The organism is Geodermatophilus sp. SYSU D00525, assembly GCF_054050475.1.
In genome coordinates this window covers 50,680-76,877 of record NZ_JBJGZK010000012.1, presented here as the reverse complement: position 1 = coordinate 76,877, position 26,198 = coordinate 50,680, and the positions used below count along the sequence as shown (strand labels likewise).

The 26,198-nt window shown below is 76.4% G+C and carries 30 protein-coding genes; 11 read left to right on the top strand and 19 right to left on the bottom strand.

Features of this window, described 5'->3' with window-relative positions; all coding sequences use genetic code 11:
* The first annotated feature begins 2 nt into the window (after nt 1-2).
* Complete coding sequence (locus ACI796_RS12650) at nt 3-857, top strand: class I SAM-dependent methyltransferase (protein ID WP_456941583.1); 855 nt, start codon at nt 3-5, stop codon at nt 855-857.
* Nucleotides 858-864: 7 nt separating this feature from the next.
* Entirely contained in the window at nt 865-1,791 is a 927-nt protein-coding gene (locus tag ACI796_RS12645) for an alpha/beta hydrolase (RefSeq protein ID WP_456941582.1), read from the top strand.
* Here the strand turns inward: ACI796_RS12645 and ACI796_RS12640 are convergent.
* The gene (locus ACI796_RS12640; RefSeq protein ID WP_456941581.1) at nt 1,788-2,801 is read right to left on the bottom strand and encodes a helix-turn-helix domain-containing protein; all 1,014 of its coding nucleotides are present in this window, start codon (nt 2,799-2,801) and stop codon (nt 1,788-1,790) included. The genes ACI796_RS12645 and ACI796_RS12640 overlap by 4 nt on opposite strands.
* An 81-nt stretch (nt 2,802-2,882) precedes the next feature.
* On the opposite strand from ACI796_RS12640, the gene ACI796_RS12635 reads away from it, so the two are divergent.
* Both ACI796_RS12635 and ACI796_RS12630 read left to right on the top strand, forming a co-directional pair.
* Entirely contained in the window at nt 2,883-3,101 is a 219-nt protein-coding gene (locus ACI796_RS12635; protein WP_456941580.1) for a hypothetical protein, read from the top strand.
* 10 nt (nt 3,102-3,111) lie between these two features.
* Nucleotides 3,112-3,333, top strand: a complete 222-nt coding sequence (locus tag ACI796_RS12630) for a DUF3072 domain-containing protein (RefSeq protein WP_456941579.1) — start codon at nt 3,112-3,114, stop codon at nt 3,331-3,333.
* Nucleotides 3,334-3,373: 40 nt separating this feature from the next.
* Here ACI796_RS12630 and ACI796_RS12625 read toward each other — a convergent pair whose 3' ends face one another.
* Together ACI796_RS12625 and ACI796_RS12620 are read right to left on the bottom strand one after the other, a co-directional pair.
* Nucleotides 3,374-4,054, bottom strand: coding sequence for a winged helix-turn-helix domain-containing protein (locus tag ACI796_RS12625; protein ID WP_456941578.1), 681 nt, complete (start codon nt 4,052-4,054; stop codon nt 3,374-3,376).
* The gene (locus ACI796_RS12620) at nt 4,051-5,277 is read right to left on the bottom strand and encodes a sensor histidine kinase (RefSeq protein WP_456941577.1); all 1,227 of its coding nucleotides are present in this window, start codon (nt 5,275-5,277) and stop codon (nt 4,051-4,053) included. The genes ACI796_RS12625 and ACI796_RS12620 overlap by 4 nt, the downstream gene beginning before the upstream one ends.
* Nucleotides 5,278-5,497: 220 nt before the next feature.
* On the opposite strand from ACI796_RS12620, the gene phoU reads away from it, so the two are divergent.
* Nucleotides 5,498-6,151 carry a phosphate signaling complex protein PhoU gene (phoU, locus tag ACI796_RS12615; protein WP_456941576.1) on the top strand — a complete coding sequence of 218 codons (654 nt, stop codon included), beginning with the start codon at nt 5,498-5,500 and terminating at the stop codon, nt 6,149-6,151.
* Nucleotides 6,152-6,214: 63 nt separating this feature from the next.
* On the opposite strand, the gene ACI796_RS12610 is transcribed toward phoU, so the two are convergent.
* Genes ACI796_RS12610 through mshA form a run of 5 tightly spaced genes read right to left on the bottom strand, consistent with a single transcriptional unit; the run spans nt 6,215 to nt 10,824 of the window.
* Nucleotides 6,215-6,985, bottom strand: coding sequence for a phosphoglyceromutase (locus ACI796_RS12610; protein ID WP_456941575.1), 771 nt, complete (start codon nt 6,983-6,985; stop codon nt 6,215-6,217).
* A gap of 5 nt (nt 6,986-6,990) precedes the next feature.
* Entirely contained in the window at nt 6,991-7,293 is a 303-nt protein-coding gene (locus ACI796_RS12605; RefSeq protein WP_456941574.1) for a hypothetical protein, read from the bottom strand.
* An 18-nt stretch (nt 7,294-7,311) separates the two neighbouring features.
* The gene (locus ACI796_RS12600; protein WP_456941573.1) at nt 7,312-8,904 is read right to left on the bottom strand and encodes an MFS transporter; all 1,593 of its coding nucleotides are present in this window, start codon (nt 8,902-8,904) and stop codon (nt 7,312-7,314) included.
* Nucleotides 8,901-9,482 (bottom strand): YbjN domain-containing protein, encoded by a 582-nt coding sequence (locus tag ACI796_RS12595; RefSeq protein WP_456941572.1) that lies wholly within the window; start codon nt 9,480-9,482, stop codon nt 8,901-8,903. The genes ACI796_RS12600 and ACI796_RS12595 overlap by 4 nt, the downstream gene beginning before the upstream one ends.
* A gap of 13 nt (nt 9,483-9,495) precedes the next feature.
* Entirely contained in the window at nt 9,496-10,824 is a 1,329-nt protein-coding gene (mshA, locus tag ACI796_RS12590) for a D-inositol-3-phosphate glycosyltransferase (protein WP_456941571.1), read from the bottom strand.
* An 84-nt stretch (nt 10,825-10,908) separates the two neighbouring features.
* On the opposite strand from mshA, the gene ACI796_RS12585 reads away from it, so the two are divergent.
* Nucleotides 10,909-11,697, top strand: coding sequence for an SDR family oxidoreductase (locus ACI796_RS12585; RefSeq protein ID WP_456941570.1), 789 nt, complete (start codon nt 10,909-10,911; stop codon nt 11,695-11,697).
* Between the two features lie 222 nt (nt 11,698-11,919).
* On the opposite strand, the gene ACI796_RS12580 is transcribed toward ACI796_RS12585, so the two are convergent.
* Nucleotides 11,920-12,921 carry a UDP-N-acetylmuramate dehydrogenase gene (locus ACI796_RS12580; protein ID WP_456941569.1) on the bottom strand — a complete coding sequence of 334 codons (1,002 nt, stop codon included), beginning with the start codon at nt 12,919-12,921 and terminating at the stop codon, nt 11,920-11,922.
* Between the two features lie 58 nt (nt 12,922-12,979).
* Between ACI796_RS12580 and ACI796_RS12575 the strand changes: the two genes are divergently transcribed.
* From ACI796_RS12575 to ACI796_RS12565, 3 genes are read left to right on the top strand one after another with little or no spacing between them, the layout of a single operon-like run.
* Nucleotides 12,980-13,837, top strand: a complete 858-nt coding sequence (locus ACI796_RS12575; RefSeq protein WP_456941568.1) for a class I SAM-dependent methyltransferase — start codon at nt 12,980-12,982, stop codon at nt 13,835-13,837.
* The gene (locus ACI796_RS12570) at nt 13,834-14,691 is read left to right on the top strand and encodes a spermidine synthase (protein WP_456941567.1); all 858 of its coding nucleotides are present in this window, start codon (nt 13,834-13,836) and stop codon (nt 14,689-14,691) included. Before ACI796_RS12575 ends, ACI796_RS12570 begins: the two co-directional genes overlap by 4 nt.
* Nucleotides 14,692-14,742: 51 nt before the next feature.
* Nucleotides 14,743-14,952, top strand: a complete 210-nt coding sequence (locus tag ACI796_RS12565) for a PspC domain-containing protein (RefSeq protein WP_456941566.1) — start codon at nt 14,743-14,745, stop codon at nt 14,950-14,952.
* Between the two features lie 22 nt (nt 14,953-14,974).
* Here ACI796_RS12565 and ACI796_RS12560 read toward each other — a convergent pair whose 3' ends face one another.
* The 9 genes from ACI796_RS12560 to murD all read right to left on the bottom strand — a co-directional run bounded on the left by ACI796_RS12560 (nt 14,975) and on the right by murD (nt 22,632).
* Nucleotides 14,975-15,259, bottom strand: coding sequence for a DUF2516 family protein (locus ACI796_RS12560; protein ID WP_387988361.1), 285 nt, complete (start codon nt 15,257-15,259; stop codon nt 14,975-14,977).
* 174 nt (nt 15,260-15,433) lie between these two features.
* Complete coding sequence (locus ACI796_RS12555) at nt 15,434-16,168, bottom strand: hypothetical protein (RefSeq protein WP_456941565.1); 735 nt, start codon at nt 16,166-16,168, stop codon at nt 15,434-15,436.
* Nucleotides 16,165-16,701, bottom strand: a complete 537-nt coding sequence (locus ACI796_RS12550) for a helix-turn-helix domain-containing protein (protein WP_456941564.1) — start codon at nt 16,699-16,701, stop codon at nt 16,165-16,167. Before ACI796_RS12550 ends, ACI796_RS12555 begins: the two co-directional genes overlap by 4 nt.
* Nucleotides 16,702-16,789: 88 nt before the next feature.
* Nucleotides 16,790-17,773 carry an asparaginase gene (locus tag ACI796_RS12545; protein ID WP_456941563.1) on the bottom strand — a complete coding sequence of 328 codons (984 nt, stop codon included), beginning with the start codon at nt 17,771-17,773 and terminating at the stop codon, nt 16,790-16,792.
* Complete coding sequence (locus ACI796_RS12540) at nt 17,773-18,342, bottom strand: RsiG family protein (protein ID WP_456941562.1); 570 nt, start codon at nt 18,340-18,342, stop codon at nt 17,773-17,775. The genes ACI796_RS12545 and ACI796_RS12540 overlap by 1 nt, the downstream gene beginning before the upstream one ends.
* A complete protein-coding gene (gene ygfZ, locus ACI796_RS12535) occupies nt 18,339-19,448 on the bottom strand; it encodes a CAF17-like 4Fe-4S cluster assembly/insertion protein YgfZ (RefSeq protein WP_456941561.1) in 1,110 nt (369 codons plus the stop codon). Before ygfZ ends, ACI796_RS12540 begins: the two co-directional genes overlap by 4 nt.
* The gene (locus ACI796_RS12530) at nt 19,445-19,900 is read right to left on the bottom strand and encodes a Fur family transcriptional regulator (RefSeq protein WP_456941560.1); all 456 of its coding nucleotides are present in this window, start codon (nt 19,898-19,900) and stop codon (nt 19,445-19,447) included. The genes ygfZ and ACI796_RS12530 overlap by 4 nt, the downstream gene beginning before the upstream one ends.
* A gap of 25 nt (nt 19,901-19,925) precedes the next feature.
* Nucleotides 19,926-21,272 (bottom strand): hypothetical protein, encoded by a 1,347-nt coding sequence (locus ACI796_RS12525; RefSeq protein WP_456941559.1) that lies wholly within the window; start codon nt 21,270-21,272, stop codon nt 19,926-19,928.
* Nucleotides 21,265-22,632, bottom strand: coding sequence for a UDP-N-acetylmuramoyl-L-alanine--D-glutamate ligase (murD, locus tag ACI796_RS12520; protein WP_456941558.1), 1,368 nt, complete (start codon nt 22,630-22,632; stop codon nt 21,265-21,267). The genes ACI796_RS12525 and murD overlap by 8 nt, the downstream gene beginning before the upstream one ends.
* A gap of 129 nt (nt 22,633-22,761) precedes the next feature.
* Between murD and nhaA the strand changes: the two genes are divergently transcribed.
* Nucleotides 22,762-24,111 carry a Na+/H+ antiporter NhaA gene (gene nhaA, locus ACI796_RS12515; RefSeq protein ID WP_456941557.1) on the top strand — a complete coding sequence of 450 codons (1,350 nt, stop codon included), beginning with the start codon at nt 22,762-22,764 and terminating at the stop codon, nt 24,109-24,111.
* A gap of 344 nt (nt 24,112-24,455) precedes the next feature.
* A complete protein-coding gene (locus tag ACI796_RS12510) occupies nt 24,456-25,154 on the top strand; it encodes a hypothetical protein (RefSeq protein ID WP_456941556.1) in 699 nt (232 codons plus the stop codon).
* A 2-nt stretch (nt 25,155-25,156) separates the two neighbouring features.
* Here ACI796_RS12510 and ACI796_RS12505 read toward each other — a convergent pair whose 3' ends face one another.
* The gene (locus ACI796_RS12505) at nt 25,157-26,089 is read right to left on the bottom strand and encodes an NAD-dependent epimerase/dehydratase family protein (RefSeq protein ID WP_456941555.1); all 933 of its coding nucleotides are present in this window, start codon (nt 26,087-26,089) and stop codon (nt 25,157-25,159) included.
* Nucleotides 26,090-26,198: the final 109 nt, after the last annotated feature.

Genomic DNA, 26,198 nt, shown 5'->3' with positions numbered 1-26,198 from the left:
GCGTGAGCGCCCCGGTGACCCCCGGCCCGGTGACCTGGACCCCCGAGGACACCGAGGCGGTCGAGTGCTGCCTCTGCGGCGTCCCCGGCCGGCTCGTGCACGACCTCTCCCCGTTCGGTGTCGTCCGCTGCCCGTCCTGCGGCCTGGTGTTCATCAGCCCCCGGCTGCGGCCGGAGGCGCTGCAGCGGCTCTACGACGACGTCGGCTACTTCGAGGGCGGCGTGTACGGCGGTGCCGTCGAGGGCGGGGCGGCGCAGGAGCCCCGCCGGTTCGACCCCGCGATGCTGCTGCAGCGCACCTGGACCGCCGGCCGGCTCGCGCTGCTCGACCGGGTCCGCGGCCGCGCCGCCGGCGGCCGGCTGCTCGAGGTCGGCGCCGGCTACGGCCTGTTCCTCGACGCCGCGCGCCGGGCCGGCTGGCAGACCAGCGGGGTGGAGCTGTCCCGCACCGGCGCGAAGCACGCCGCCGAGGTGCTCGGGCTCGACGTGTTCTGCGGCCAGCTCGCCGAGGCGCCGCTGGAGCCCGGGTTCGACGTCGTCTGCGCGTGGGACACCGTCGAGCACGTGCCCGACCCGCTCGACTTCTGGCGCACCGCCCGCTCCCTGGTGGCCGACGACGGCGTGGTGCTGTTCTCCACGCCCTACGTCTCGTCGCTGCCGGCGCGGCTGCTCGGCACCCGCTGGTGGACGCTCAAGCCCGCCGAGCACATCTGGCACTTCACCCCGCGCACGCACGCGGTGCTGCTGGCCCGGGCCGGGTTCGCGCTGACCCAGGTGGTGCGCAGCCCGCTCGCGCCGAGCAACGCCGGCCGGCTGGACTCCCTCGTCGGCGTCGCGCGCCCCGTCCCCCTGGGCTGACGCGCGCGTGCGGGCCGGCCTGGCCGGGCTGGTGCCAGCCGACCTGGCGAGGCACGTCCCGGAGAGCCGCGCCTTCTACGCCGCGCGGGGCGAGCGGCGCGGCCCCGCGTCCGCGGAGGAGCTGCGGGAGGCCCGTGCCGCGCACGTCCCTCCCCCACCTCCGGCAGCGGGGACCGTCGAGCACGTGGTGGACGCCGCCGGTCGGCGGATCCCGCTGCGGGTCACCGTGCCGTCGTCGGCGGCGGTGCGCGGCGTGTACCTCGACGTGCCCGGTGGCGGCTTCTGTCTCGGGCAGACCGCGGGCGGGCACGCGCGCGGCGAGGCCCTGGCCGCGGCGCTGGGGATCGCGGTGGTCAGCGTCGGCTACCGGCTCGCGCCCGAGGACCCCTGGCCGGCCGCTCCGGACGACTGCGAGGCCGCCGCGCTGTGGCTCGTCGAGCACGCCCGCGACCGGTTCGGCACCGGTGTCCTGGCGATCGGCGGGAGCTCGGCCGGCGCCACGCTCGCCGTGACCACGCTGCTCCGGCTCCGGGACCGGGGCCTCGCGGACCGCGTCGCCGGCGCCGTCCTGCAGTTCGGGACCTACGACCTGAGCGGGCGCACCCCGGCGGGCCGGCGCATCGCCGGCGAGTGGTTCCTCGAGGCCTACGTCGGGCACGTCGCCGACCGCACCCTGCCCGACGTGTCGCCCGTCTTCGGCGACCTGCGCGGCCTCCCGCCGGTCCTGGCGGTCGTCGGGGCGCGGGACGTCCTGCTCGAGGACAACCTGGTCATGGCGGCCCGGCTCGCCGCGGCGGGCAACGACGTCGACGTCCGCGTCCACCCGGAGTCCCCGCACGGGTTCACCCACCACCCGACCGGCATGGCGCGGGCCGCGCTGGCCGGCCGGGACGCGTGGCTCGCCGCCCGCCTCGCCGCACGGGCGGGGTGCTAGGCGGCGGGGTCCTCGCCCGCCGGCACCAGCTCGACCCGGGCACCGCCGGTGCGGAAGGTCTGCCGGTACGCCCGCGGCGAGACGCCGCGGCGGCGGCTGAACTGCTCGCGGAAGCCGGCGGCGGTGCCGAAGCCGACCAGCCGCGCGATCTCCTCGACCGGGGCGTCGCTCTCCTCGAGCAGCGCCTCGGCCGCGGCCAGCCGCTGGGACAGCAGCCAGGCGTGCGGCGTCGTGCCGGTCGTGGCCTTGAACCGGCGGGCGAAGCTGCGCGGGCTCATGAGCGCGCGCCGGGCCAGCGCCTCGACGCTGATGTCCTCGGCCAGGTGCGCCCGCGCCCAGTCCAGGACGACGCCGAGCAGGTCGTCCTCGCAGCGCGCGACCGGCTCGTCGATGTACTGGGCCTGCCCGCCGTCGCGGTGCGGCGGCACGACCATCTCGCGGGCCAGGGCGTTGGCCGCCGCGGCGCCCCACTCCCGGCGGACCAGGTGCAGCAGCGCGTCCACGCCGCTCGCCGTCCCGGCGCCGGTGATGATCCGGCCCTCGTCGACGTAGAGGACCCGCGGGTCGACGTCGACCGACGGGTACCGGGCGGCCAGCTCGCCGGCGTAGCGCCAGTGCGTGGTGGCCCGCCTGCCGTCGAGCAGCCCGGCCGCCGCGACGACGAAGGCGCCGGTGCAGTGGCTGACGATCTGGGCGCCGCGGGCGTGCACGGCACGCAGCGCGTCGACCACCGCCGGCGGGACGGGCGCCGAGAGCTTCTCCCACGCGGTCACCAGCACGATGTCGGAGACGGCCAGCCGCTCGAGGCCGTGCTCGACGTACAGCGACAGCCCGGTGTCGGTGCGGACGACGCCCGGGTGGTCGGTGACGATCGCGAAGTCGAAGCGCGGCATGCCGAAGCGGCGGTAGTCGTAGCCGAAGACCTCGGCGGCGACGCCCAGGCCGAAGGCGCCGAGGACGCCGTCCCCGGCGAGCAGGCTGACGACGAGCGGGCGGTCGGATCCGGTCACGGGGACATGATGGCAGGAAAGACGCGATCCATGTCACCCCTGCCACTCGTCCCGGCAGTGGCCGCGGAGCACGCTCGTCCCATGTTGCTGATCACCTGCCCCGTGACCCGGACCGACGAGCTGGTCGCCGAACGGCGGATCCGGTCGGTCGTCAACCACCCGACCCACATCGCGCTGTCGGTCGAGTGCCCCTCCTGCGGGAGCGTGCACGTCTACCGCACCGGCCGGCGCTGGGAGGCCGCGCAGGCCGCCCGGGCCGGGCAGGCCGCTCGACCTGCGGCGGAGCTCACCCGCGCCTAGCATCGAACACATGAGCGAATCGAACGTGAACAGCGGCCAGGCCGGCGACCCGACGGCCGAGAAGGACCCGTCGGACTGGGTGACCGGCGACGAGCCCGCCACCGGGGCGCAGAAGAGCTATCTGCACACGCTGGCCCGCCCGGCCGGCGAGGACGTGCCGGAGGACATCACCAAGGCCGACGCGTCCCGGCGGATCGACGAGCTCCAGGAGGAGACCGGCCGGGGTCAGTGACCCCGGCCGGCCCCGGCCCGGCGAGGTGCCGGTCCTCCGGTCACTGCTCGAACTTGTAGCCCAGGCCCCGCACCGTCACGAGGTGCTTCGGGTTGGCCGGGTCGGGCTCGATCTTGGCGCGCAGCCGCTTGACGTGGACGTCGAGGGTCTTGGTGTCGCCCACGTAGTCCGAGCCCCACACGCGGTCGATGAGCTGGCCGCGGGTCAGCACGCGGCCGGCGTTGCGCAGCAGCAGCTCGAGCAGGTCGAACTCCTTGAGCGGCAGCGCCACCGGCTCGCCGTCGACGGCGACCACGTGCCGCTCGACGTCCATCCGCACCGGGCCGGCCTCCAGCGCGCCGTCGGCCGGGGCGTCGACGTCGCCGCCGCGGCGCAGCACCGCCCGGATCCGGGCGACCAGCTCCCGCGCCGAGTACGGCTTGGTCACGTAGTCGTCGGCGCCGAGCTCCAGGCCGACGACCTTGTCGACCTCGGAGTCCTTGGCCGTGAGCATGATGATCGGGACGTTGCTGCGGGAACGCAGTGCCCGGCACACCTCGGTGCCCGGCAGGCCGGGGAGCATGAGGTCGAGCAGGACGACGTCGGCGCCCGCGCGGTCGAACTCGGCGAGGGCGTCGGGGCCGGTGGCGGCGACGACCGCCTCGAACCCCTCCCGCCCGAGCATGTAGGACAGCGCGTCGGAGAAGGACTCCTCGTCCTCCACCACGAGCACTCGGGTCATGACCGTCCTTCCTGGAGGACCCGCGCGGCGTCAGTGGCCGCGCCGGGAGCTTCCCGGCGGTCCTCGACCGCCAGGGGGATGCGCAGCGTGAAGGTGGAGCCGAGGCCCTCTTCGCTCCACACGCTGACCGAACCGCCGTGGTTGCTGGCCACGTGCTTGACGATCGCCAGGCCCAGCCCGGTGCCGCCGGTGCTGCTGGCCCGCGACTGGTCGACGCGGTAGAAGCGCTCGAAGACCCGCTCCCGGTCGGCCCGCGGGATGCCGATGCCGCTGTCGGTGACGGCGACCTCGGCGAACCCGCCGCGCGCCCGCGCCCCGACGGCGATCTTCGTGTTCTCGGGGCTGTAGGCGACCGCGTTGGCCAGCAGGTTCGTGACCGCCGTCGTCAGCTGGGCCTCGACGCCCCGCACGACCAGCCCGTGGGCGCCGCCGACGGCGATCGTGATGCCCTTCGCCGCCGCGGCCAGGCCGGTGCGGTCGACGGCCTCGGCGAGCACCGTGTCGACGTCGACGGGCACGAGCTCGGGCAGCGGCTCGGCGCCCTGCAGGCGGGACAGGTCGATCAGCTCGCGCACGAGCCGGGCCAGCCGGTCGGCCTCGTGCGCCATCCGCGCGGCGAAGCGCTGCACGGTCTCCGGGTCGTCGGCGGCGCCCTGCATGGCCTCGGCGAGCAGGCCCAGCGCCCCGACGGGGGTCTTGAGCTCGTGCCCGACGTTGGCGACGAAGTCGCGCCGGACCGCCTCGACCCGGCGGGCCTCGGTCACGTCCTGGAGGACCAGCGCCACGGGGCCGGGGACGGCCGAGGGCGCGACCTCGCCGGGCGGGGTGTCCAGCCGGACGCCGTGCGCGCCGACCAGCCGCGCGCCGGCGCCGACGACCTCGCCGGGGAGCGTGACGTCCGCGCGCCGGTGCCCGCGGCGGCGGACCTCCTTCACGAGGTCCTGCAGCGCGGGGACGACGAGCCGGCGCTCGCGGACGATGCCGAGCCCGCGCGCGGTGGGGTTGGCCACGACGACGGCGTCGTCCTTGTCCAGCAGGAGGACCGCGGGGTCCATGAGGTCGAGCAGCCGGCGGGCGAGCAGCGCCTCGGACGGCGCACCCCGGTCGTCCTCGTCCCCCGGGCGCTCGGTCCCGTCGGCGCGGCGCCTGGAGAGCAGCACGACGACGGCCGCCACGACGGCGCCGACGACGAAGCCGGCCACGAGGGCGACCAGCGTGCTCACGGGGCCGATGCTAGGCCGCGTCCGGACCCGGTCATCCCCCGTGTGAGTGGTGCCGCGACCGGGTAGGAGGACTGTTCACGCCCGCGTGCCCCCTCGTTCACCGACCCGGCCCGTCCGGTGTCCCGTCAGCACCTACCCTCGGGATCGTCAGGACGGCGCACCGAGCAGATGGTGTCCGGACGGCGGCACCCGGTGGACGGCCGGCCGACGAGGAGGACCCGTGCGCGAGCACTACCGCGAAGAGCTCGAGGACATCAACCACTGCCTGGTGGAGATGGCCAACTCGGTCGGCTCTGCCATGAGCAAGGCCACCACCGCACTCCTCGACGCCGACGTCGCACTCGCCGACCTGGTGATCGCCGGCGACCAGCACATCGACGCCGTCCGCGAGAGCATCGAGGAGCGCTGCTTCACCCTGCTGGCCCGCCAGCAGCCGGTCGCCACCGACCTGCGCACGGTCACCACCGCGATGCGCATCGTCGGCGACCTCGAGCGCATGGGCGACCTCGCCGTCCACGTGGCCAAGCTCGCGCGGATGCGTTTCCCGGAGTCCGCCGTCCCGCCGGAGGTGCGGCCGATCTTCCTCGAGGCCGGTCACGTCGCGCAGAGCCTGGTCACGCAGGTCGGCGCCGTCATCGCCAAGCTCGACGTCGAGGGCGCCGCGCAGCTCGAGAAGGACGACGACCTCATGGACCAGCTGCACCGCCAGCTGTTCACCGAGCTGCTCAGCCCCGGCTGGACGCACGGCATGGAGTCGGCCATCGACATCACCCTGCTCGGCCGCTACTACGAGCGCTTCGCCGACCACGCCGTCAGCGTCGCCCGCCGGGTGGTCTTCCTCGTCACCGGCGAGCGGGACATGCAGGCGGTCTGACCGCCGCACGAACGCACGAGGGCCTCCCCACCGCGGTGGGGAGGCCCTCGTGCGTCGTGGGGGCTACTTCCTGCCCTGGTTCTTGACCGCCTCGATCGCGGCCGCGGCGGCCTCGGGGTCGAGGTACTCCCCGCCCGGCTTCACCGGCCGCAGGTCGGCGTCCAGGTCGTAGCGCAGCGGGACGCCGGTGGGGATGTTGAGCCCGACCACCTCGTCCTCGCCCATGCCGTCGAGGTGCTTCACCAGCGCCCGCAGGCTGTTGCCGTGCGCGGCCACCAGCACGGTCCCGCCGCTGCGCAGGTCCGGGACGATCGCGTCGTACCAGTACGGGAGCATCCGGACGACGACGTCGGCCAGGCACTCGGTGGCCGGGCGGACCTCCGGCGGCAGGGAGGCGTAGCGCGGGTCGGCGTCCTGCGAGTACTCGCTGTCGGGCGCGATCGGCGGCGGCGGGGTGCTGTACGAGCGCCGCCACGTCATGAACTGCTCCTCGCCGTACTCCGCGAGGGTGGCCGCCTTGTCCTTGCCCTGCAGCGCGCCGTAGTGCCGCTCGTTGAGCCGCCACGAGCGGCGCACCGGGATCCACTGCCGGTCGGCGGCGGCCAGCGCCAGCTCCGCGGTGGTGATCGCCCGCCGCAGCAGCGAGGTGTGCAGCACGTCGGGCAGCAGGCCGTGCTCGGCCAGCAGCTGCCCGCCGCGGGTGGCCTCGGCCCGGCCCTTCTCCGACAGCTCGACGTCCACCCAGCCGGTGAACAGGTTGGCCTTGTTCCACTCGCTCTCGCCGTGGCGGAGCAGGACCAGGGTGCCGGGCTCGTGTCCCGCAGGCGTCGTCACACCGCTCATCCTGCCAGCAGCGGCCAGACCACCCAGGCCTCGTAGAGCACCGGCGGGGCCAGCCCGAGCAGCAGCCACGGGCTGCGCACCCGGCGGGCGGCACCCCAGCGGACGGCGGCCACCAGCGCCACGCTGCAGGTCAGCGCGAACGCCAGCCACAGCGCGGTGGCGGCGACGTCGACGACGTACAGCTGAGCCAGCACCAGCTGCACCGCGCACAGCAGCAGCGGGTAGACCAGGCCGGACGCAACGACCACGCCGATCAGCGCGCGGCCCAGCCGTTCCTGCGCGGCGGGCGGCTCCTGCACGCACCCACGCTAGGCCCGTCAGGTCGCCCGTGTGCCCGTCTCGCGCCGCCCGGGCAGCCAGACCAGGACGACGACGGCGGCGACCGCCGCGGCCGCCGCGGTGCCGACGGCGGTCAGGTGCATCGCCGCGACGAACGCGTCGCGGGCGGTGTCGGCGAGCGCCTCGGCGGCCGCGGCGGCCTCGGTCTCCCCGGCGGCCCGCGCCTCCTCCGCCGTCGCCCCGGCCGCCTCGAGGGTCGCGGCGATCGAGGTGCTCGCCTCGTCGCGCAGCGCGGCCGGCAGCACGTCGACGGCGCCGCGGACGTTGGCCGCGTACGCGGTCGCCAGCACCGAGCCGAGGATGGCGACGCCGAGCGCCCCGCCCACCTGGCGCACCGTGTTGTTGACCGCCGCGCCCGCGCCGGCCTTCTCCCGCGGCACCACCGACATGATCGACTCGGTGGCCGGGGCCATGACCGCGCCCATGCCCAGGCCCTGCACGGTCAGCGTGGTGAGCAACAGCCACAGCGGCGCGGCCTGGTCGAGCAGCTGGAACCCCAGGAACGACAGCGTGATGAGCCCGAACCCGGTCGCGCAGACGGCCTTCGCGCCGAACCGCTCGGCCAGCCGGGAGCTGCGCGGCGCCATCACCGCCATCCCCAGCGCCACCGGGATGAGCGCGGCACCCGACTGCAGCGGGTCGTAGCCGCGGGCGCCCTGCAGGTAGTAGACGAGGTAGAACGTGGCGCCCATCAGGGCGAAGAAGTTCAAGCCCAGCGCGGCGGCCGCGGCGGAGAACGCCGGGTTGCGGAACAGCGAGACGTCGAGGGCCGGGTGCGTCGAGCGCCGCTGCAGCCAGACGAACAGCACCATGAGCAGCGCGCCGCCGACCAGCGGGACGAGCACCCCCGGCGTCCCCCAGCCCACGCCCGAGCCGCCGTGGATGATCCCGTACACCAGCCCGGCCAGGGCGGCGATCGACAGCAGCACGCCCGGGACGTCGAGCCGGCCGGGGTCGGGGTCCCGCGACTCGGGCACGAACGCCAGCGTGCCGAGGACGCCGACCAGGGCGACCGGCACGCCGATGAGGAAGATCGCGCCCCACCAGAAGTGCGTCAGCACCAGGCCGCTGGCCAGCGGGCCGCCGGCGACGGCGAGCCCGGCGGTGGCCGCCCAGATGCCGATGGCGCGGCCGCGCTCGCCCGGCGGGAAGACGTTGGTGATGACGGCGAGCGTCGTCGGCTGCACCGCGGCCCCGCCGACGCCCATGACCGCCCGCCAGGCGATGAGCTCCAGCGGGCTGTCGGAGAAGGCGGCCAGCACCGAGCCGCCGGCGAAGACGGTGAGGCCGATGAGCAGCACCCGCCGGCGGCCGATGCGGTCGCCGATGACGCCCCAGGAGAACAGCAGCCCGGCGAAGACCACGATGTAGGCGTCGACGGCCCACTGCAGCTCGCCCTGGGTGGCGCCGAGCTCCCGCTGCAGCGTCGGGATGGCGACGTTGAGCGTCGTGTTGCCCGTGATCACCACGAGCAGGCAGACGGTCATCGTGCCCAGCACCCACCACCGCCGGGCGTGGCCGGGGCGCTCCTCGGCGGCCGGCGCCGCCGCGGCCCGCCCGGTGGTGGTCATCCCCCGTCCGCGGAGGACGCTCCCCCGCCGTCGGCCGGGGCCTCCGTCCGGCCCTGCTGCGCGAACGCGGCGAAGGCCTCCAGGTTGCGCAGCGACTCCCCGCGCTTGACCCGCCACTCCCACTCCCGGCGGATCGAGGTGCCGAAGCCGATCTCGAGCATGGTGTTGAAGTGGTCGTCGGCGTAGCTGAGGACCGCGCCGAGCAGCCGGTCGAGCTCCTCCGGGGTCACCGCGGCGTGCGGGACCCGGCCGGTGAGGTAGACGTCGCCGACCCGGTCGACGGAGTAGGCGACGCCGTACATGCGTGCGTTGTGCTGCAGCAGGTAGGTCCACAGCTGCTCGCGGTTCTCGTCGGGCTGCCGGCAGACGAACGCCTCGATGCGCAGCGCGTGCTCGCCGACGATGAGCCCGCAGACCGTCTTGAGCTTCTTGGTGCCCGGGAGGTCGACCAGCCAGCGGCCGGGCGCCGGGTGCTCGTGCACCAGGTCGGCGTCGCGCAGGGTCCGGTCGATGACCGCGTCCAGCGCGGTGACGACCTCGGCGCGGGCGGAGGGCGCCTCCCCGGTCCCCTCGCTCACCGCGCCTCCTCGTTCACCAGGCCACCTGCGTCCCGGCGACCGGCCGCAGCGCGCCGAGGGCGCGGCCGCGCCGGGCGACGGCGGCCATCTCCGCGGCCGCCGAGGAGTAGGCGGCCACCAGCGCGTCGGCGGTGCGGTCCCAGGAGAACGCGGCGGCGTGCCGGCGGGCGCCGGCCCCCATCAGCTGCCGGCGCTCGAGGACCGCGCGGACCGCCGCGGCGTAGGCACCCGGGTCCCGCCCGTCGACCAGGACGCCGGACACGCCGTCGCGGACCGCCGTCCGCAGGCCGCCGACCGACGCGGCGACCACCGGCGTCCCGCAGGCCTGGGCCTCGAGCGCGACCAGGCCGAAGGACTCGTTGTGGCTGGGGACGACGGCGACGTCGGCGGCGCGGTAGTGCAGGGCCAGCCGGTCCGGCGGCTGCGGCGGGAGGAAGCGCACCAGGTCGGCGATGCCCAGGTGCGCGGCGAGCTCCTCGAGCTGCCGCGGCGCCTCCAGACCCGACCCGCTCGGCGCCCCGACGACGTGCACCCGCAGCCGCGAGCGCAGCGCGGGGTCGTCCTCGAGCATCCGGGCGGCGGTGGCCAGCAGCAGGTCGGGCGCCTTGAGCGGCTGGATGCGGCCGACGAAGGTGAGCACGACGGCGTCGGCGGGCACGCCCAGCGCGCGGCGGGCGGCGGTGCGGTCGCCGGGGGTGAACCGGTCGAGGTCCACGCCCGGCGGGACGACGAGGGTGCGGCGCGGGTCGGCCCCGTAGTGCTCGACGAGCTGGTCGGCCTCCTCGTCGGTGTTGGCCACCAGCCGGTCGGCCTCGGCGACCACCTGCTCCTCGCCGATCACGCGGGCGCGCGGCTCGGGCCGGTCGCCGTCGGCCAGCGCGGCGTTCTTCACCTTGGCGAGGGTGTGCGCGGTGTGGATCAGCGGCACGCTCCACCGGTCGCGCGCCAGCCAGCCCACCTGGCCCGAGAGCCAGTAGTGCGAGTGGACGACGTCGTAGTGGCCCGGCTCGTGCTGGGCCTCCTCGCGCAGCACGCCCGCGGTGAAGGCGCACAGCTGGCCGGGCAGCTCCTCCTTGCCCAGGCCCTCGAACGGGCCGGCGCTGACGTGCCGCACGGTCACGCCCGGGCTCATCTCGACCACCGGCGGCAGGTCGCTGGAGGTGGCGCGGGTGAACACGTCGACGGCGATGCCGCGGGCGGCCAGCCGGCGGGAGACCTCGACGATGTAGACGTTCATGCCGCCGGCGTCGCCGGCGCCGGGCTGGTCGAGCGGGCTGGTGTGCACCGAGATGGTCGCCACCCGCCGCGGCGCGCGCGGAGGGAGGAGGCGGCGAGCAGGCACCCACGACCTCCCGCCTCGCCGCCCCGGGCGCCGGTGCGGCACCCCTGTCGGCTCTCCATCCTGCAACAGGGTCAGGATGACCACATGACCGGTGTTGCCGAGATCTCCTCCTCCGGCCCGCGCCAGCTGCCGGGGAGCGGCCGCACCGCCGTCGTCACGGGCGCCTCGAGCGGGATCGGCGCGGCCACCGCGGCCCGGCTGGCGGCCGAGGGCTTCGACGTCGTCGTCGGGGCCCGGCGGCTGGACCGGCTCACCGGGCTGGCCGAGCGGATCGGCGCCCGCGCGCTGCCGCTGGACGTCACCGACCCGGCGTCGGTCGAGGCGTTCGCGGCCGCGCTGCCGCAGGTCGACGTGCTGGTCAACAACGCCGGCGGGGCGTTCGACGCCGCGCCGGTGGCCGAGGCCGACCTGGACTCGTGGGCGCGGACCTACGACGTCAACGTGCTCGGCACCGTCCGGCTGACCAAGGCGCTGCTGCCCGCGCTGCGCGCGTCCGGCGCCGGGGACGTGCTGTTCGTGGGCTCGACGGCGGGGCTGGTCAGCTACGAGGGCGGCGCCAGCTACACCGCGGCCAAGCACGCCGTGCACACGCTGGCCGAGACGATGCGGCTGGAGCTGGTCGCCGAGCCGGTGCGGGTGATCGAGATCGCGCCGGGGATGGTCAGGACCGAGGAGTTCACCCTCAACCGGGTCGGCGACCGGGAGAGGGCGGACGCCGTCTACCGCGGGGTGCGCGAGCCGCTGGTGGCCGAGGACGTCGCCGACTGCATCGCCTGGGCGCTCACCCGCCCGCACCACGTCAACGTCGACCTGCTCGTCGTCCGCCCGCGCGCGCAGGCCGCGCAGCACAAGGTGCACCGCGAGGAGGACTGAGCCCGCCGGCTCCCCGCAGCCGACCTCACCTCGCGGTGCCCGGCCCCGCCCTGTGCGGTGAGGTCGGGCACCGCACGGTGGGGCCCCGACCGCAACTGACGGGAAGTCGCCGTCCACGGGGACCTCCGGGCGACGACTACCCCGCAGCCGCGCGGTTGACCCAGCCGCGTCCGGACCCGGCCCCGGTCGCCGACCAGGACCACCGGCCAGACCGGCCCTGCCTCACAGCCGGGTGGGCTCCGGGACCAGGGTGACGCCGAAGCGCTCGCGGACCGCCGCGACGACGCGGTCGGCGAAGGCCATGAGCTCGGCCGCCGTGGCGCCGGGCTCGGTGGTCAGGGCGAGGCTGTGCCGCGACGACGTCCCGACCCGCCCCTCCCGCGTGCCGCGGCCGAAGCCGGCCGACTGCACCAGCCACGCGGCGCTGAGCTTGACCAGCCCGTCGCCGGCCGGCCAGCTCGGGCAGCCGGGCACCGCCTGCCCGGCGGGGACGATCGGGTTGGTGAAGAACGACCCGGCGCTGCGGGTGTCGGGGTCGGCCGGGTCGACGACCATCCCCTTGCCGCGGCGCAGCTCGAGCACCGTCGCGCGGACGTCGGCCAGCGGCGCGCGGTCGCCGAGGTCCACGCCCAGCCGCCGGGCCAGCTCGGCGTAGCCCACCGGACGGGACAGCGGCCCGGGGTCCAGCGCGAAGGTCACGGTGAGGACGACGAACCGGCCGGGCTCGCGCTTGAGCCGGCTGTCGCGGTAGGCGAAGGCGCACTCGGCGTTGGTCAGCGTGCGCTCGCGCTTCTCGGCGCGGTCGTACACCCGGACCTCGGTGATCGTCTGCGCGACCTCCTGGCCGTAGGCGCCGACGTTCTGCACCGGGGTGGCGCCGGTCGAGCCGGGGATGCCCGACAGCGCCTCCATGCCGGCCAGCTCCTGCGCCACGGTGAGCGCGACCAGGTCGTCCCAGTCCTCGCCGGCCTGCACCTCGAGGACCTCGCCGCGCCGCTCGACCCCGCGGCTGCGCACCGCGACGACGTCGCCGGCCCACCCCTCGTCGGGCGCGACCAGGTTCGACCCCCCGCCGAGGACCAGCAGCGGCCGCCCGGCCTCGTCGGCCTCCCGCACGGCGGCGACCAGCTCGGCGGCGTCGGTGACCTCGACGAGCCGCTCGACGGGGCCGCCGACCCCCAGGGTGGTCAGGTCGGCGAGACGGGCGTCGGAACGGGCGAGCACCCGTCCACGGTAGCCGCGCGGTCCGGCCCGCCCGGCGGGCCGACTACCCTCGGGGCCGGTGAGCGACGGGGGCAGCGAGCACAAGCGCCGGGCGAACCTGGCGCCGCGGAAGGCCCACCCCCGGCTGGCCGCCGGCCGCGCGCGGGCGCTGGGCCTGCCCACGCGGGGCACCACGAACGCCAACCGGCTGCGCCGGGTCGACCGCTGGCTGGCCGCCACCCAGGTGCCGCGGTTGCGCGACGCGGCCCGTCCGCTGGTGGTCGACCTCGGCTACGGCTCCTCGGCGGTCACCACGCTGGAGCTGGCCGACCGGCTGGGCCCGGAGGTCCCCGGGCTCGAGGTGGTCGGCCTGGAGATCGACCCGGCCCGCGTCGCCGCCGTCGCCGGGGACCGCGAACCGCCGCGGGTCGACTTCCGGGTCGGCGGGTTCGAGCTCGCCGGGCTGCAGCCGGTCCTGGTGCGGGCGTTCAACGTGCTGCGCCAGTACGACGAGGCGTCGGCCGCCCGGGCGTGGGAGACGATGTGCGCCGCCCTGGGGCCCGGCGGGCTGCTGGTCGAGGGCACCTGCGACGAGTGGGGACGGCGGGCGACCTGGGTGGCCCTGGACGCCGACGGGCCGCTGACGCTCACGCTGGCCGCGCGGGTCGCGGACCTGGACCGCCCCTCCGACCTCGCCGAGCGGCTGCCCAAGGCGCTCATCCACCACAACGTCCCCGGCCGGCCGGTGCACGACCTGCTGCGTGCCCTGGACGCCGCGTGGGCGTCGGCGGCCGGCCTGTCGACGTTCGGCCCGCGGCAGCGCTGGCTCGCCGCGGTGCAGGCCCTGGCCGACGACGGCTGGCCGCTGGTCGGGAGCACCCGGCGCTGGCGGCACGGCGAGCTCACCGTCCGCTGGTCCGCGGTGGCGCCCCGGTGAGGCGTCCCCGGCCGGAGGTGCTCCCGCCCGGCCCCACCGAGGTCGACGGCGGCACCGCCGAGCTGCTCGGCGACGCCGACCGCGACGGCTCCTGGGTGCTGATGGTCGACGGCACGCCGCAGTCGCACGTCGACCTCGACGACCCCGCGCACCTGGAGTTCGAGTACGTGCGCCGGATGGGTCACGTGCTCGACCTCGCCGCGCCGGACGGCGAGCCGCTCGACGTCGTCCACCTCGGCGGGGGCGCGCTGACGCTGGCCCGCTACGTCGCGGTGACCCGCCCCGGGTCGCGGCAGCGGGTCGTGGAGCTCGACCAGCGGCTCACCGACCTGGTCCGCGCCCACCTGCCGCTGCCCCGCGGCGCCCGCGTGCGGGTCCGTGCCGCCGACGCCCGCGCCGGCCTGGCGGCCCTGCCGACGGCGAGCGCCGACGTCGTGGTCAGCGACGTGTTCGCCGGCGCCCGCACCCCCGCGCACCTGACGACGGTCGGGTACGCCGCCGAGGCGCACCGGGTGCTGCGGCCGGGCGGGGTGCTGGCGGCCAACGTCGCCGACGGCCCGCCGCTGCGCTTCGCCCGCGGTCAGGTGGCCACGCTGTGCGCCGTCTTCGGCTCCGTCGCCCTCCTGGCCGAGCCGGGCACGCTGCGCGGGCGCCGGTTCGGCAACCTGGTGGCGGTGGCCTCCGACGCGGAGCTGCCGGTGGCCGGGCTGACCCGGCGCTGCGCGGGCGACCCGATGCCGGCGCGGGTGGTGGCCGGCGCCGACCTCGCCCGGTTCACCGGGAAGGCGCAGCCGGTGCACGACGACGGCGCCGTCCCCTCACCGGAGCCTCCCCCAGGGGTCTTCGGCCGCTGACCAGGGTCTTCCCCGATGCCCGGGACGGCCGGCCGCGCCTAGTGTCGGGTCATGACGTACCCCGCACCGGCTCCGCGCCGTCTCGCCCGCGACACCCGCAACAAGATGATCGCCGGCGTGTGCGCCGGGATCGCCCGCCGCTACGGCATCTCCGTCGGCGCCCTGCGGCTGGCGTTCGTGGTCTCGTGCATCCTGCCGGGGCCGCAGTTCATCGCGTACCTCGTCCTGTGGGTGCTGATGCCCGCGGACGACCGCTGGTGACCCGCCGTCCCGGCGGGCCGGCTCACCAGCTGCTGTTGCCGCGCTGCACGCCGCGGACCGCGGGCCGCACGTCGACCAGGTAGACGACGGTGGCGATCACCGCGGGCAGGCCCAGGAAGGTCATCGGCCCCTGCAGGTAGATCACCACCGCGGCGAGCGCCGTGATCGCCGCCCAGGCCGGCTTGCTCAGCTTGCCGGCGGCGACGTAGCCGGCGGCCGGGCGGATGACGGCGTCGACGAACGCCCAGGCCGCGACGGCCAGCAGGACCAGCCGCAGGCCCTCGAGAACGGCCCAGTCGAACCCCATGCCCGCAGGGTACCCGCCGGGACGCGGTCACGGCCTCCTCCGCGGGGGACGTCTCCCCCCGGAGACGCGACAGGGCCCCGGAGCGCGGTGGCAGCTCCGGGGCCCTGGTCTCGCGTGGACCTCCTGCAGGGCCCGCCGCGGGCGTGCGGGCGGCGGGGGGCAGGAGGGCCTTCCTCAGTCGGTGGTCTTGCCGGTGCGGGTCACGCGGGTCGAGGTGCCGGTGGCCTTGCCGCGGGCGGCAGTGGTGCGCTTGGCCGGCTTGCGGGCGGCCTTGGCGGTCGCCTCGTCGGCGGCCTCGGCGCCCTCCTCGATGGCGGCCTTGGCCTGGTCGGCGGCCTGGTCGACGGCCTCCTCGGCCTTGGCGGCGGCCTTGGTGGTCTTCGAGGCGGCCTTCTGGACCAGCGAGGTGACCTCGTCGGAGGCCTCGTTCACGGCCTCGGCGGTCTCCTCGATGACCTCCTCGACGGCGTCCTCGACGACGTCGACGGCCTGCTCGGCGCGGACCACGAAGCGGCGGAAGCCGGGCTGGCGGCGCAGCTCCTGCAGCACGTCGGCGCCGCGCTCGGCCAGCTGCTCGACGGTGGCGGCGGCCTGGGTGCGGGCCTGCTCGACCAGGGTCGAGACGGTGCTCACGACCGCGTCCGGACGGACGGCGGTGGCCAGCTGACGGCTGTTGGCGCGGGCCTGGGACACGGCCTCGCGGGCGCGGTCGGCGGCCTGCTCGGCGCGGGTGCGGGCCTCCTTGGTGGCCAGGTCGACCTGGACCTGGGCCTCACCGGGGAGGGTGCGCAGCGAGGCGAGGACGGTGCGGGCCTGCTCGACGGCGAGGTCACCGGCGCCGACGGCGACGAGGAACTGACGGCGGCCGCGCTCGGCGACCTGCTCCAGCAGGGTGGTGGCGGTGGTCATGCGGACTCCTTGGAGGGGGTCGGGTCGGACCCGGGCGTGGCACCCGGGGCGGTGCTCGGGCTGGTGGTGCGCGTGCTGGTGTGCGACGCCGCGTACTCGCGGACGTAGGTCTCGTACAGCTCGACGAGCACGGCCTTGTGCCGCTCGGAGAGCTGGTCGTCGGACCGGATGGCCGCGACCGTGTCGGGGTTGCCGGCCCGCCGGTCGAGGATCCCCGCCTGCTCGTAGAGCGACTCGGCGGAGATCCGCAGACCCTTGGCGATGGCGGCGAGGATCTCCGCCGACGGCTTGCGCAGCCCCCGTTCCACCTGCGAGAGGTAGGGGTTGCTCACCCCCGCGGTGCGGGCGAGCTCGCGCAGGGACACCCGGGCGGCGCTGCGCTGCTCCCGGATGTACTCCCCGACCTGCGAGCGCACCGCCGAGACCTGCTGGGCCTCGGCCGCGACGGTCTCCGCGACGCTGCCGGCGAGCTGGTCCACCTTCTCGCGGACCGACCTCACCTGACCGCTCACGAACTCGCCAGGGGTCTGCACATCTCCGACGCTAACCACGGGTGCTAGCAGCTGCAAGCGCAGGAGCAAGCACCGGGGCGTGAGTCCCCTCACACCCGGCGTGTCGCCGTCAGGCGGCGAGCACCGCCGCGGACCGGATCTCGCCGACGACGCCGTCGCCGCCGGTCACGGGCGTGACCGACCACCGGGCGAGCGCCCCGGCGTCCACCCCGAGCCGGCGCAGCGCGGCGGCGAGGACAGGCGTGCGCCCGCGGTCGCCGCCGTCGTCGAGCTTGAACGCGACCGCACCGCGACCGGGCACCGCGGCGACGTGCACGCCGTCGGCCCCGCCCTTGACCAGCAGCCCGGGGACGGCGGTCATGAGGTCGGTGTCGTCCCGGCCGGTGCCGGCGACGTACCAGGGGTGCGCCCGCATCGCGTCGGCCACCGCCCGCTCCGGGCTGCCCGACGGCGCCTCCACCAGCGAGGCGACGCCGCGCGCCAGCCCGGTCAGGGACAGCCCGTGCTGCGGCGCGCCGCACCCGTCGACGACGACGGCGGCCACCTGCTCGCCGGCCGCGTCGGACAGGCGCGCCTCGACGGCCTGCTGCAGCGGGTGCCCGGGGTCGAGGTAGCCCTCGGTCGGCCAGCCGGCGGCGACGCAGGAGGCCAGCATCGCGGCGTGCTTGCCCGAGCAGTTGAACGCCAGCCGCTCCGGCTCGCGGCCGGCGACCAGCCAGGCGGCGCGGGTCGGCTCGTGCCCGGGCAGCGCCGCCGGGCAGCCCAGCGCGTCCGGGCCGAGGCCGGCGGCGGCGAGGACCGAGGCGGCGAGGTCGCGGTGGCCGTCCTCGCCGGCGTGCGAGCCGGCGGCGATGGCCAGCTCCTCGCCCGAGCGCGGCCGCCAGCCGGCCGCGAGGTAGGCCGTCGCCTGCACCGGCTTGTTCGACGAGCGGGGCAGGACCGGGCGGGCGACGTCACCGGCCGACCAGCGCACCCCGCCGTCGGGACCGACGACGACGACCGCGCCGCGGTGGACGGACTCCAGGAACCCCGAGCGCCAGACCTCCACGAGGACCGGCGCGTCCGGCCAGGACGGGGTGGAGGCGTCCTCCATCAGTGGCGGCCCTCGCTGGCGAGCAGCGCGGCGACGTCGGCCTCGCCGTTGCGGTACCGGCGGGCCAGCTCGCCGGCGAGGGCGTCCATCACCTGCTGCACGCCGCGGCGCCGCTCGGACAGCGACCCCTCGGCGGCGGCCAGCGCGCGGGCGGCCCGCTCGAGGTCGGCGTCGTCGAGGTCGGGGACGGCGGAGAGGTCGACGTCGGGGGTCAGCGCGGTGACCCAGGACTCGTACTCCTCGGGCGCGGCCGGCTGCACCGTCTGGTGCCGGCCGAGACCGTGAGCGGGGCCGCGGCCCTTCTCGGCGAGGATCTCGGGCAGCAGGTCGACCAGCGAGCGCCCGTCGTGCTCGGCGCGGCGCTGCAGCTCGCGGCGGACGATGTCGAGCCGGCCCTGCAGCAGCCGCCGCGTGTAGGAGAGGTTGACCTCCTCCTGCTCGGCGCGGCGGCGCAGCTCGCGCACCTCGCCCATCGGGCGGGACTCCACGCCCGCGAGGAAGCCGGGGTCGAGCAGCGCGTCGACGGCCGCGCCGCCGGCGGGGGTCGGGCCAGAGCTTGCGGAGGTCACCGCCCGATGGTGGCAGACCGCACCGCGCGCACCCGGTCGCGGGCCGCGGCCCGGGTGTCGTCGACCGTGGCCGGGGCGTCGTCGGGGTCCACCGCGGCGCGCGACCCGCCGACGGCGAGCTCGGCCCCGGGGGCCACCGACTGCTTGACCAGCGCCAGCGCGACGACGCCGAGCTCGTGGTGCCGCACGACCGTGCCGGTGCGGCCGACCTCGCGGGCACCGGAGGTCACCGGCGTCCCTGGGACGGGCAGGTCCTCGCTGACGCCGTCGAGGTGCAGCAGGACCAGCCGCCGCGGCGGGCGGCCGAGGTTGTGCACGCGCGCGACCGTCTCCTGCCCGCGGTAGCAGCCCTTCTCGAGGTGGACGGCGGTGGTCAGCCACTCCAGCTCGTTGGGGATGGTGCGGTGGTCGGAGTCGACGCCCAGCCGCGGCCGGCGGGCCTCCACCCGCAGCGCCTCGTAGGCGTCCAGGCCGGCGAGCCCGGCACCGGCGGCGGTCAGCGCGTCGGCGCGGTCGGCGATCCCGGCGCGCGGGACGAGCAGGTCGAACGCGGTCGCGCCGCCGTCGCCGAGGGGCGGCATCCGGCGCACCCAGCCGCCGTCGGGCGTCGCGACGACGGCGTACGGGGTCTCGGGGGCGGGCAGCCCGGCGGCGGCGAGGACCTCGGGCGAGCGCGGGCCGACCAGCGACAGCAGCGCCCGGTCGGCGGTCACCAGCGCGGGCTCGACGCGCAGCATGAACCGCATGCGGTCGAGGAAGGTCTGCAGCGCCGCGCCCGTGCCCGGCTCGACGTCGGCCCAGGTGGTGCCGGCGAGCTCGGCGAGGACCAGGTGGTGCTCGACGTGGCCGTGCGGCGAGAGGACCAGGGCCTCGGTGCCGGTGCCGTCGGCCAGCCGCTCGAGGTGCTGGCTGGTGAGGCTGTGCAGCCAGGTGAGCCGGTCGGCGCCGGGGACGGTGAGCACGTCGCGGTCGCTGCGGTCGACGAGCCCGGCGCCCTCGGCGAGCAGCCGCTGCTCGCGCAGCGGGTCGCCGAAGTGGGTGGCCACGGTCGCGCCCTCGGCGACGACGGCGCCCGCCCGTGCGGCCAGCGGTGAGGTGGTGGTCATGCGTTCTCCGTCCCGGCGTCCCTGCATCGGCGGCACGTGCCCGACAGCGCGACGTGCCCCACGTCCAGGGTGAAACCCAGGTCGGCGGCCAGACGTTCCGCGGCCTGCTCCAGCAGCGCCGGGTCGGCCGAGGAGATCTCCCCGCAGGTGGCGCAGACCACGTGCAGGTGCGGGTGCTCGGAGGCGTGGTAGACCGGCGCGCCCTTGGCGACGTGGGTGTGCCAGACCAGGCCGAGCCGCTCGAGCAGCTCCAGCGTGCGGTAGACGGTCGAGGTGTCCGGCGCCGCGCCGCCGGGCCCGGCCTCCTCGCGCAGCCGGGCCCCGATGGCCTCGGGGGTGGCGTGGTCGAGCGCGGCGACAGCGGCCAGCACCTGCTGGCGCTGCGGGGTCAGCCGCAGCCCCTGTGCCCGCAGCCGCTCGGCCAGCGGCGCGGGACCGTGCTCGGTCGTCACGCCGACGAGCCTAGTTGCGGCCGGGCTACGCGACGGCGGACCGGGCGTCCGCGAGCACGCGCTGCAGCGACGCCAGGAACCGCTCCGGGATGGCGTGCTCGCCGCGGGGCGGGAGGAACCGCGCGACGGTCGCGCCGGTCACCTCCGCGGCGGCCGCGGCCTCGGCACCGAGTGCCCGCACGACCGGCGCGTCCCCCCACGACCGGCTGGCGGCCAGGTGCGCCATCGCGGCCGCGCTCTCGGCCCGCTCGCCCACGCAGTCGAACGGCTTCTCCGTGGCCCACAGCCTGCGGAACCCGTCGGCGAGCGCGACGTCGGCCAGCGGGTTGCCGCCGAACACGTCCTGCGCCTCGGCGGGGGTCAGGAAGACGGCGAAGCAGAGGAAGGTGAACAGGCACTTGTCGCAGTGCAGGCACCAGCGCTGCTCGGCCTGCCCGCCCAGGTGCCGCTGCGTGTAGGACCGGTTGCAGCTGAGGATGTCGGCCTTGAGCGGCAGCGCGGCGACGGCGGCCACGGTGGCCAGCTCCGACAGCTGCCGGGTGAGGCTGAAGTAGCCGGTGCCGACCTCGGCGGCGGCCGCGGCGAACAGGCGCTCGAACTCGTAGGACTTCGAGTACTGGTGGTTCACGCTCGCGCCGTCGACGGTGAGCGTCTCCTCGTCGGCGGAGCGCTCGTTGGCGAAGACCACGGGGTCGAAGCCGCCGAGGACGGCGACCAGCGTGGCGATCGAGGAGTTGATCGCCGTCACCGGCACGTGCCCGTTGAGGCCGCCCTGCGCCGTCCGCTCGGCCAGCAGCGGGTCCAGCCGCCGCCGGACCTCGACCAGCGGGACGCCGGCCGCACGGGCGACGTCGCGCTGCGCGCCGGTGGGGTTGACCGCCAGCGCCGTGCCGTCGGGGATCACGACGAGCGCGAGCGCGGAGTCCTTGCCGCCGCCCACGGGCAGCAGCGCGCCGCGCCCGCCGCCGGCCGGGGCCGGGCCGGGCTCGCGGACCTCGGCGTCGAACGCGACCCGGTGCGGCACCGGCAGGTGGTTGACCGCGGCGAACTCGCCGAGCCCGTGCGTGTAGGCGGCCTGCGCGACGGCGAGCTGCGCGGCGGTGACCGGCCGCTCGACGGTGACCCGGCCGGGCGCGGCGAGCTTGTAGTAGCTGGTGCCCATGACCAGGTGCACCAGGTCCAGCGCGGCCTCCACGGCGGCACCGAGCTGCGCGGGCGCGGCCCCGGTCAGCAGCGCCGGGTCGAGGGTGAGCCGCTCGGTGAACTCGTCGTCTCCCAGCCGGTAGGTGAAGGCCGCCTCGCCGGTCGCGGGGTCGAGGGACCGGCCGGCGACGACGAAGGTGCCGACCCCGGCGACGCCGTCCTCACACACCGTGGACGCGGTCGGCGCCGGCGTCGACGAGGATCTCCTCATAGGTGGCTGCCAACTCCTCGAAGTCGCGGAAGCGGTTGTAGCTGGGGGCGCCGGGCGAGAGCAGCACGACGCCGCCGGGGGCGGTACCGGCGATCGCCGCCGCGACCGCCTCGGTCAGCGACGCCGTCTCGGTCAGCCGCACGTCGGCGCCGGCGGCCGCCCGGCGGACGTCGTCGGCCAGCCGGGCCCCGGTGTCGGGGACGGTCACCAGGGCGACCTCCTCCCGACGGGCCACCAACGTCGCGGCCAGGCCCGTGTAGTCCAGGCCGCGGTCCTGGCCGCCGGCGATGAGCGTGACCGGGCGGCCGGCCAGCGCGTCCAGTGCGGCCAGCACCGAGACGGGGGTGGTGCTCAGGGTGTCGTCGACGAAGGTGACGCCGCCGAGCGTGGCCACCGGCGCGAGCCGGTGCGGCAGCGCGCGGAAGGCGGCGACGGCGCCGGTCACGGCGTCGGCGGTGGCGGCGAGGTCCAGGCCGAGCAGGGCGCAGGCGGCCAGCGCGACCTCGACGTTGCTGCGGTTGTGCGCGCCGGGCAGGTGCACCGGCTGCAGGGCCCCGGCCAGTCCGGGGGGCAGCACGTCGGCGGGGTCCACCAGCTGCGCGGCGTCGAGGTACCCGGCGGCCAGCGGCCGCGCCTGGGCGCTGACGACCACCGAGCGCTCCGGGCAGGAGGAGAAGACCCGCAGCTTGTCGCGGTAGTAGGTCTCGACCGACCCGTGCCAGTCCAGGTGCTCGGGCGCGAGCGAGGTGAGCGCGCCGTGGCCCGCGAAGTCCGGGACGGCGGCGGCCTGGTAGCTGGAGACCTCGACGACGAGCGTGCGGTCGCCGACCCCGTCCAGGACGTCGAGCAGCGGGGTGCCGATGTTGCCGGCGTGCACGGCCGGGCGGCCGGCGGCGGTGAGGACCGCGGCGGCCAGCGCGCTGGTCGTGCTCTTGCCCTTGGTGCCGGTGACGCAGAGGACCGGGATCCCCCGGGCGGCGGCCTCGGCGAGCGCGATGCCGGTACCGGTGGTCACGAGCGTGCGGTCGGCCAGCGCCCGGGCGTCCTCGCGGTAGGGGCTGATGCCCGGCGAGCGGACGACGACGTCGCAGCCGGCGAGGTCGGCGACGTCGGCGGTGGCGGTCACGCCGTCGGGCAGCGACGCGGGGTCGACGGGGCGGCTGTCGGCGACCAGGACCGACGCGGCGCCGGCGGCGCGGGCGGCGGCGACCGCGGCGCGCCCCTCGCGGCCGTGCCCCCAGACCCCGACGCGCCGGCCGGCCAGCTCCGCCAGCCGGAGGGACCGCTCCCGCGGGGGCGGTGCCGGGCGGGGGTCCACGGCGCCCACTCTACGGACCGGCCCCGTGCACGGACGGCGACGACGGGGTGCCCGCTAGGGTGGCCGGCAGGTGTGCCGGGAAGTCTGGTCGGCGGGATCGCACCCGACCCCTCCCCCAGGAGCCGCCCGATGACCACCCCGCACGGATCCACCCGCGTGTTCAGCCGCGGCTCGTGGACCGAGGCCAGCCGGATCGCCGCCGTCCTGCGCAAGGAGACCGTCGGCGGCGTCCTGCTGCTGATCGGCACCGTCATCGCCCTGGTGTGGGCCAACTCGCCGTGGGCGGACTCCTACGAGGCGCTGCGCGACACCCGGGTGGGGCCGGCGTCGCTGCACCTGGACCTCACGCTGGGCACCTGGGCGGCCGACGGCCTGCTGGCGGTCTTCTTCTTCGTCGCCGGGCTGGAGCTCAAGCGCGAGTTCGTCGCCGGTGACCTCCGCGACCCGCGCCGGGCGGCCCTGCCGGTGGCCGCGGCGGTCGGCGGGATGGTGCTGCCCGCGGCGCTCTACACGCTGGTCAACCTCGGCGGCGACGGCGGCCTGCGCGGCTGGGCGATCCCGACGGCGACCGACATCGCGTTCGCCCTCGCCGTCCTGGCGGTGATCAGCACCCACCTGCCGAGCGCGCTGCGGACGTTCCTGCTCACCCTCGCCGTCGTCGACGACCTGCTGGCCATCACGATCATCGCGCTCTTCTACACGTCGTCCCTCGCCGTCGGGTGGCTCGCGCTGGCGCTGGTGCCGCTCGCGGTGTTCGGGTTCCTGGTGCAGAAGCGGGTCCGCTCGTGGTGGCTGCTGCTGCCGCTGGCGCTGCTCACCTGGGTGTTCGTCCACGAGTCGGGCGTGCACGCCACGGTGGCCGGCGTGCTGCTGGCGTTCACGGTCCCGGTGGTGCGCAGCGAGGCGGCCGGCGGACCGGGCGCCGGGCCGGGTCTGGCCGAGCACCTCGAGCACCGGTTCCGCCCGATCTCGGCCGGCGTCGCCGTGCCGGTCTTCGCGTTCTTCGCCGCCGGGGTGACCGTGGGCGGGCTGTCCGGGCTGGTCGAGTCGCTGGGCGACCGGGTCGCGCTCGGCATCGTCGTCGGCCTGGTGGCGGGCAAGGTCGCCGGCATCGTCGGGGCCACCTGGCTGGTCACCCGGTTCACCCGCGCGGAGTTCGCCGACGAGCTGGGCTGGCCGGACCTGGTCGGCATGGCACTGCTCGGCGGCATCGGGTTCACCGTGTCGCTGCTCATCGGCGAGCTGGCCTTCGGGGTGGGCAGCGAGCGCGACGACCACGTGAAGGTCGGCGTGCTGGTCGGCACGCTGCTGTCGGCCCTGCTGGCCACCGTGGTGCTGCGGCTGCGCAACCGCCGCTACCGGCGCATCGAGGCGCTCGAGGCGGTCGACGCCGACCACGACGGGATCCCCGACGTCTACCAGCGCGACCCCGACACGCCCGGCTCCCCCGGGCTGCCCAGGCCTTCCGCCGACGGCTGAACAACGTCGTTGCCGACCCCGGAACCGCGACGTACCGTCGGGGTACACGAGGAGGGAGGTGGTCCGAACAATTGCATGCTTATCGGACTCGTGAGGTGGCTGTCCGCTAGCCGCCGTCCAGATGGGCCGCCCGTTCGGAGTGGAATCCGAACGACGGCATGATCGCCCGTCCGTCGTACGGCGGCGAGCGAGAACCGGACAGTCACCCGACCCCCGGGCTGCCGACACTTGTCCAGTCGGCCCGTGCGCTGCCGCCTCCCGAGGTGGCGCCACGGAGCGGCCCGGGGGTTGTCCGTCCCTGGGCACGGACCGGCCCAGCGCGCTGAGGGGGAGGAACGGCGGCCGTGCAGACCGCTGGGCGTTCCGCGCCGGCCGGCCGCTGGGTCACCGACGCCGTCCGCGCCGCTCCCCCCGACACCGTGGCCGCGCTCCTGCCGGCCCGCTTCCCCGCCTACGCCCGCGTCTTCCACCCCGCCGTCCGCTACGACGGCGACGTCGACGTGCACGTCCGCTGGGACGAGGTGGCCGCCGCCAACGGCAGGCAGGCGCACCGCCTCATGCAGTGGCCCGGCGTCACCGGCTCCTGGGAGTACCTCGGCGAGGCCGACCAGCCCGGGCTGTGGAACGACGCCCCCGCCGAGGGCCACCTGGTCGCGCACGTCGCCCGGGAGCTGGCCACGGTCCTGGGGGACCAGACCACGACGCCGGGCGAGTGCTGGTTCGGCTGGGACGACGGCGGCGCCGCCGACCTGCCCCGGTTGCGCCTCCCCCGCGCCGACCTGCTGCTGACCCGCGGGCCGGTGGAGCGGGCCGCCACCAACTTCGCCCGCGAGCCGCACGAGCAGAGCGCCGCGCTGTGGTGGCCGGCCGACCGCGCCTGGTGCGTCGTCACCGACCCGGCGCTCACCAGCACCTACGTCGGCGCCGGCGTGGCCGCCGTCGACGCGCTCCTGGCCACCCGGCTGGAGGTGGCCCCCGCGGGCCCCGGCGACCCGGTCACGCCCGACAGCGACCCGGTCAACGCGGTCCCGCCGCGGGCCTGAGCTCAGGCGCGCGCGGGCTCGGGCGCGCCGGCGGTCGCGGCGACCACCTCGTCCCACGGCGTGGCGGTCAGGCCGAAGGCCTCGGTGGTCGCCGTCGCGTCGAGGACGTACTCCTGGTCGAACTGGTGCCGCACGTCGACGACCTCGCGCATCACCGGTGAGAACACGCCGGCGGCGCGGAGCACCGGCCACGGGATGCCGCTCACCGGCACCGGCTCCCGGCCCATCGCGCGGGCGAGGTCACCCAGCGCCTGGCGCTGGGAGCGCGGCGGGTTGCTCGGCACGTGCCAGGCCCGGCCCAGGGCCCGCTCGTCGGTGCCGAGGGTCGCCAGCGTGGCGGCGACGTCGGGCAGGTAGGTCCAGCTGCGCGGGACGTCGGGGTCGCCGACCACCCAGGCGCGGCGGCCGCGGCGCAGCGCGGGCAGCTGCCGCACGAGGTGCGACTGCGCGGGCGGGACCTGGGGGCCGACGAAGTCCCCGGCGCGGGCCTCGGTCATCCGGATCCGGCCTGCCTCGTGCGCGGCCAGCGCCTCGCGCCACATGGCCACCCGCACGCGGCCCTTGGTGTCGGTGGCGGCGAGCGGGCTCTCCGGCGTCATCGGTGCGGTGGGCCGGCCGTAGACGTAGAGGTTGGCCATCGTCACCAACACCGCCCCGGTCCGCTCGGCCGCGGTGAGCAGGGCCGCGGCGACCGGGGGCCAGTCGGTGGTCCAACGGTGGTAGGCGGGGTTGACCGCGTTGTAGAGGGCGTCGGCGCCCTCGGTGGCGGCGGTCAGGGCCGCGGCGTCGGCGGCGTCCATCCGGCGGTGCTCGACCGCACCGGTGGAGGTGCCGCCGCTGCGCGACAGCACCCGCACCCGGTGGCCGCGGGCGGCGAGCAGCTCCGCCGTCGTCGTGCCCACCGGGCCCTTGCCGACGATCACGTGCAGTGCCATGCCGAACTCCTCGTCACCTTGGCGAGAGCGGTGCTCTCGATCGAGGACGACGCTCTCGCACCGATCCGGACGATGTCAAGAGCAGTGCTCTCTGTTGTGTGCGGCGCTC

What these genes read in the sequence shown, in the direction of transcription:
- ACI796_RS12635 (WP_456941580.1), top strand. Translation starts at nt 2,883, where the DNA reads ATGTTGCTGATCACCTGCCCCGTGACCCGGACCGACGAGCTGGTCGCC.
- ACI796_RS12630 (WP_456941579.1), top strand. Translation starts at nt 3,112, where the DNA reads ATGAGCGAATCGAACGTGAACAGCGGCCAGGCCGGCGACCCGACGGCC.
- ACI796_RS12625 (WP_456941578.1), bottom strand. Translation starts at nt 4,054, where the DNA reads ATGACCCGAGTGCTCGTGGTGGAGGACGAGGAGTCCTTCTCCGACGCG.
- ACI796_RS12600 (WP_456941573.1), bottom strand. Translation starts at nt 8,904, where the DNA reads ATGACCACCACCGGGCGGGCCGCGGCGGCGCCGGCCGCCGAGGAGCGC.
- ACI796_RS12585 (WP_456941570.1), top strand. Translation starts at nt 10,909, where the DNA reads ATGACCGGTGTTGCCGAGATCTCCTCCTCCGGCCCGCGCCAGCTGCCG.
- ACI796_RS12565 (WP_456941566.1), top strand. Translation starts at nt 14,743, where the DNA reads ATGACGTACCCCGCACCGGCTCCGCGCCGTCTCGCCCGCGACACCCGC.
- ACI796_RS12560 (WP_387988361.1), bottom strand. Translation starts at nt 15,259, where the DNA reads ATGGGGTTCGACTGGGCCGTTCTCGAGGGCCTGCGGCTGGTCCTGCTG.
- ACI796_RS12555 (WP_456941565.1), bottom strand. Translation starts at nt 16,168, where the DNA reads ATGACCACCGCCACCACCCTGCTGGAGCAGGTCGCCGAGCGCGGCCGC.
- ACI796_RS12545 (WP_456941563.1), bottom strand. Translation starts at nt 17,773, where the DNA reads ATGGAGGACGCCTCCACCCCGTCCTGGCCGGACGCGCCGGTCCTCGTG.
- ygfZ (WP_456941561.1), bottom strand. Translation starts at nt 19,448, where the DNA reads ATGACCACCACCTCACCGCTGGCCGCACGGGCGGGCGCCGTCGTCGCC.
- nhaA (WP_456941557.1), top strand. Translation starts at nt 22,762, where the DNA reads ATGACCACCCCGCACGGATCCACCCGCGTGTTCAGCCGCGGCTCGTGG.
- ACI796_RS12505 (WP_456941555.1), bottom strand. Translation starts at nt 26,089, where the DNA reads ATGGCACTGCACGTGATCGTCGGCAAGGGCCCGGTGGGCACGACGACG.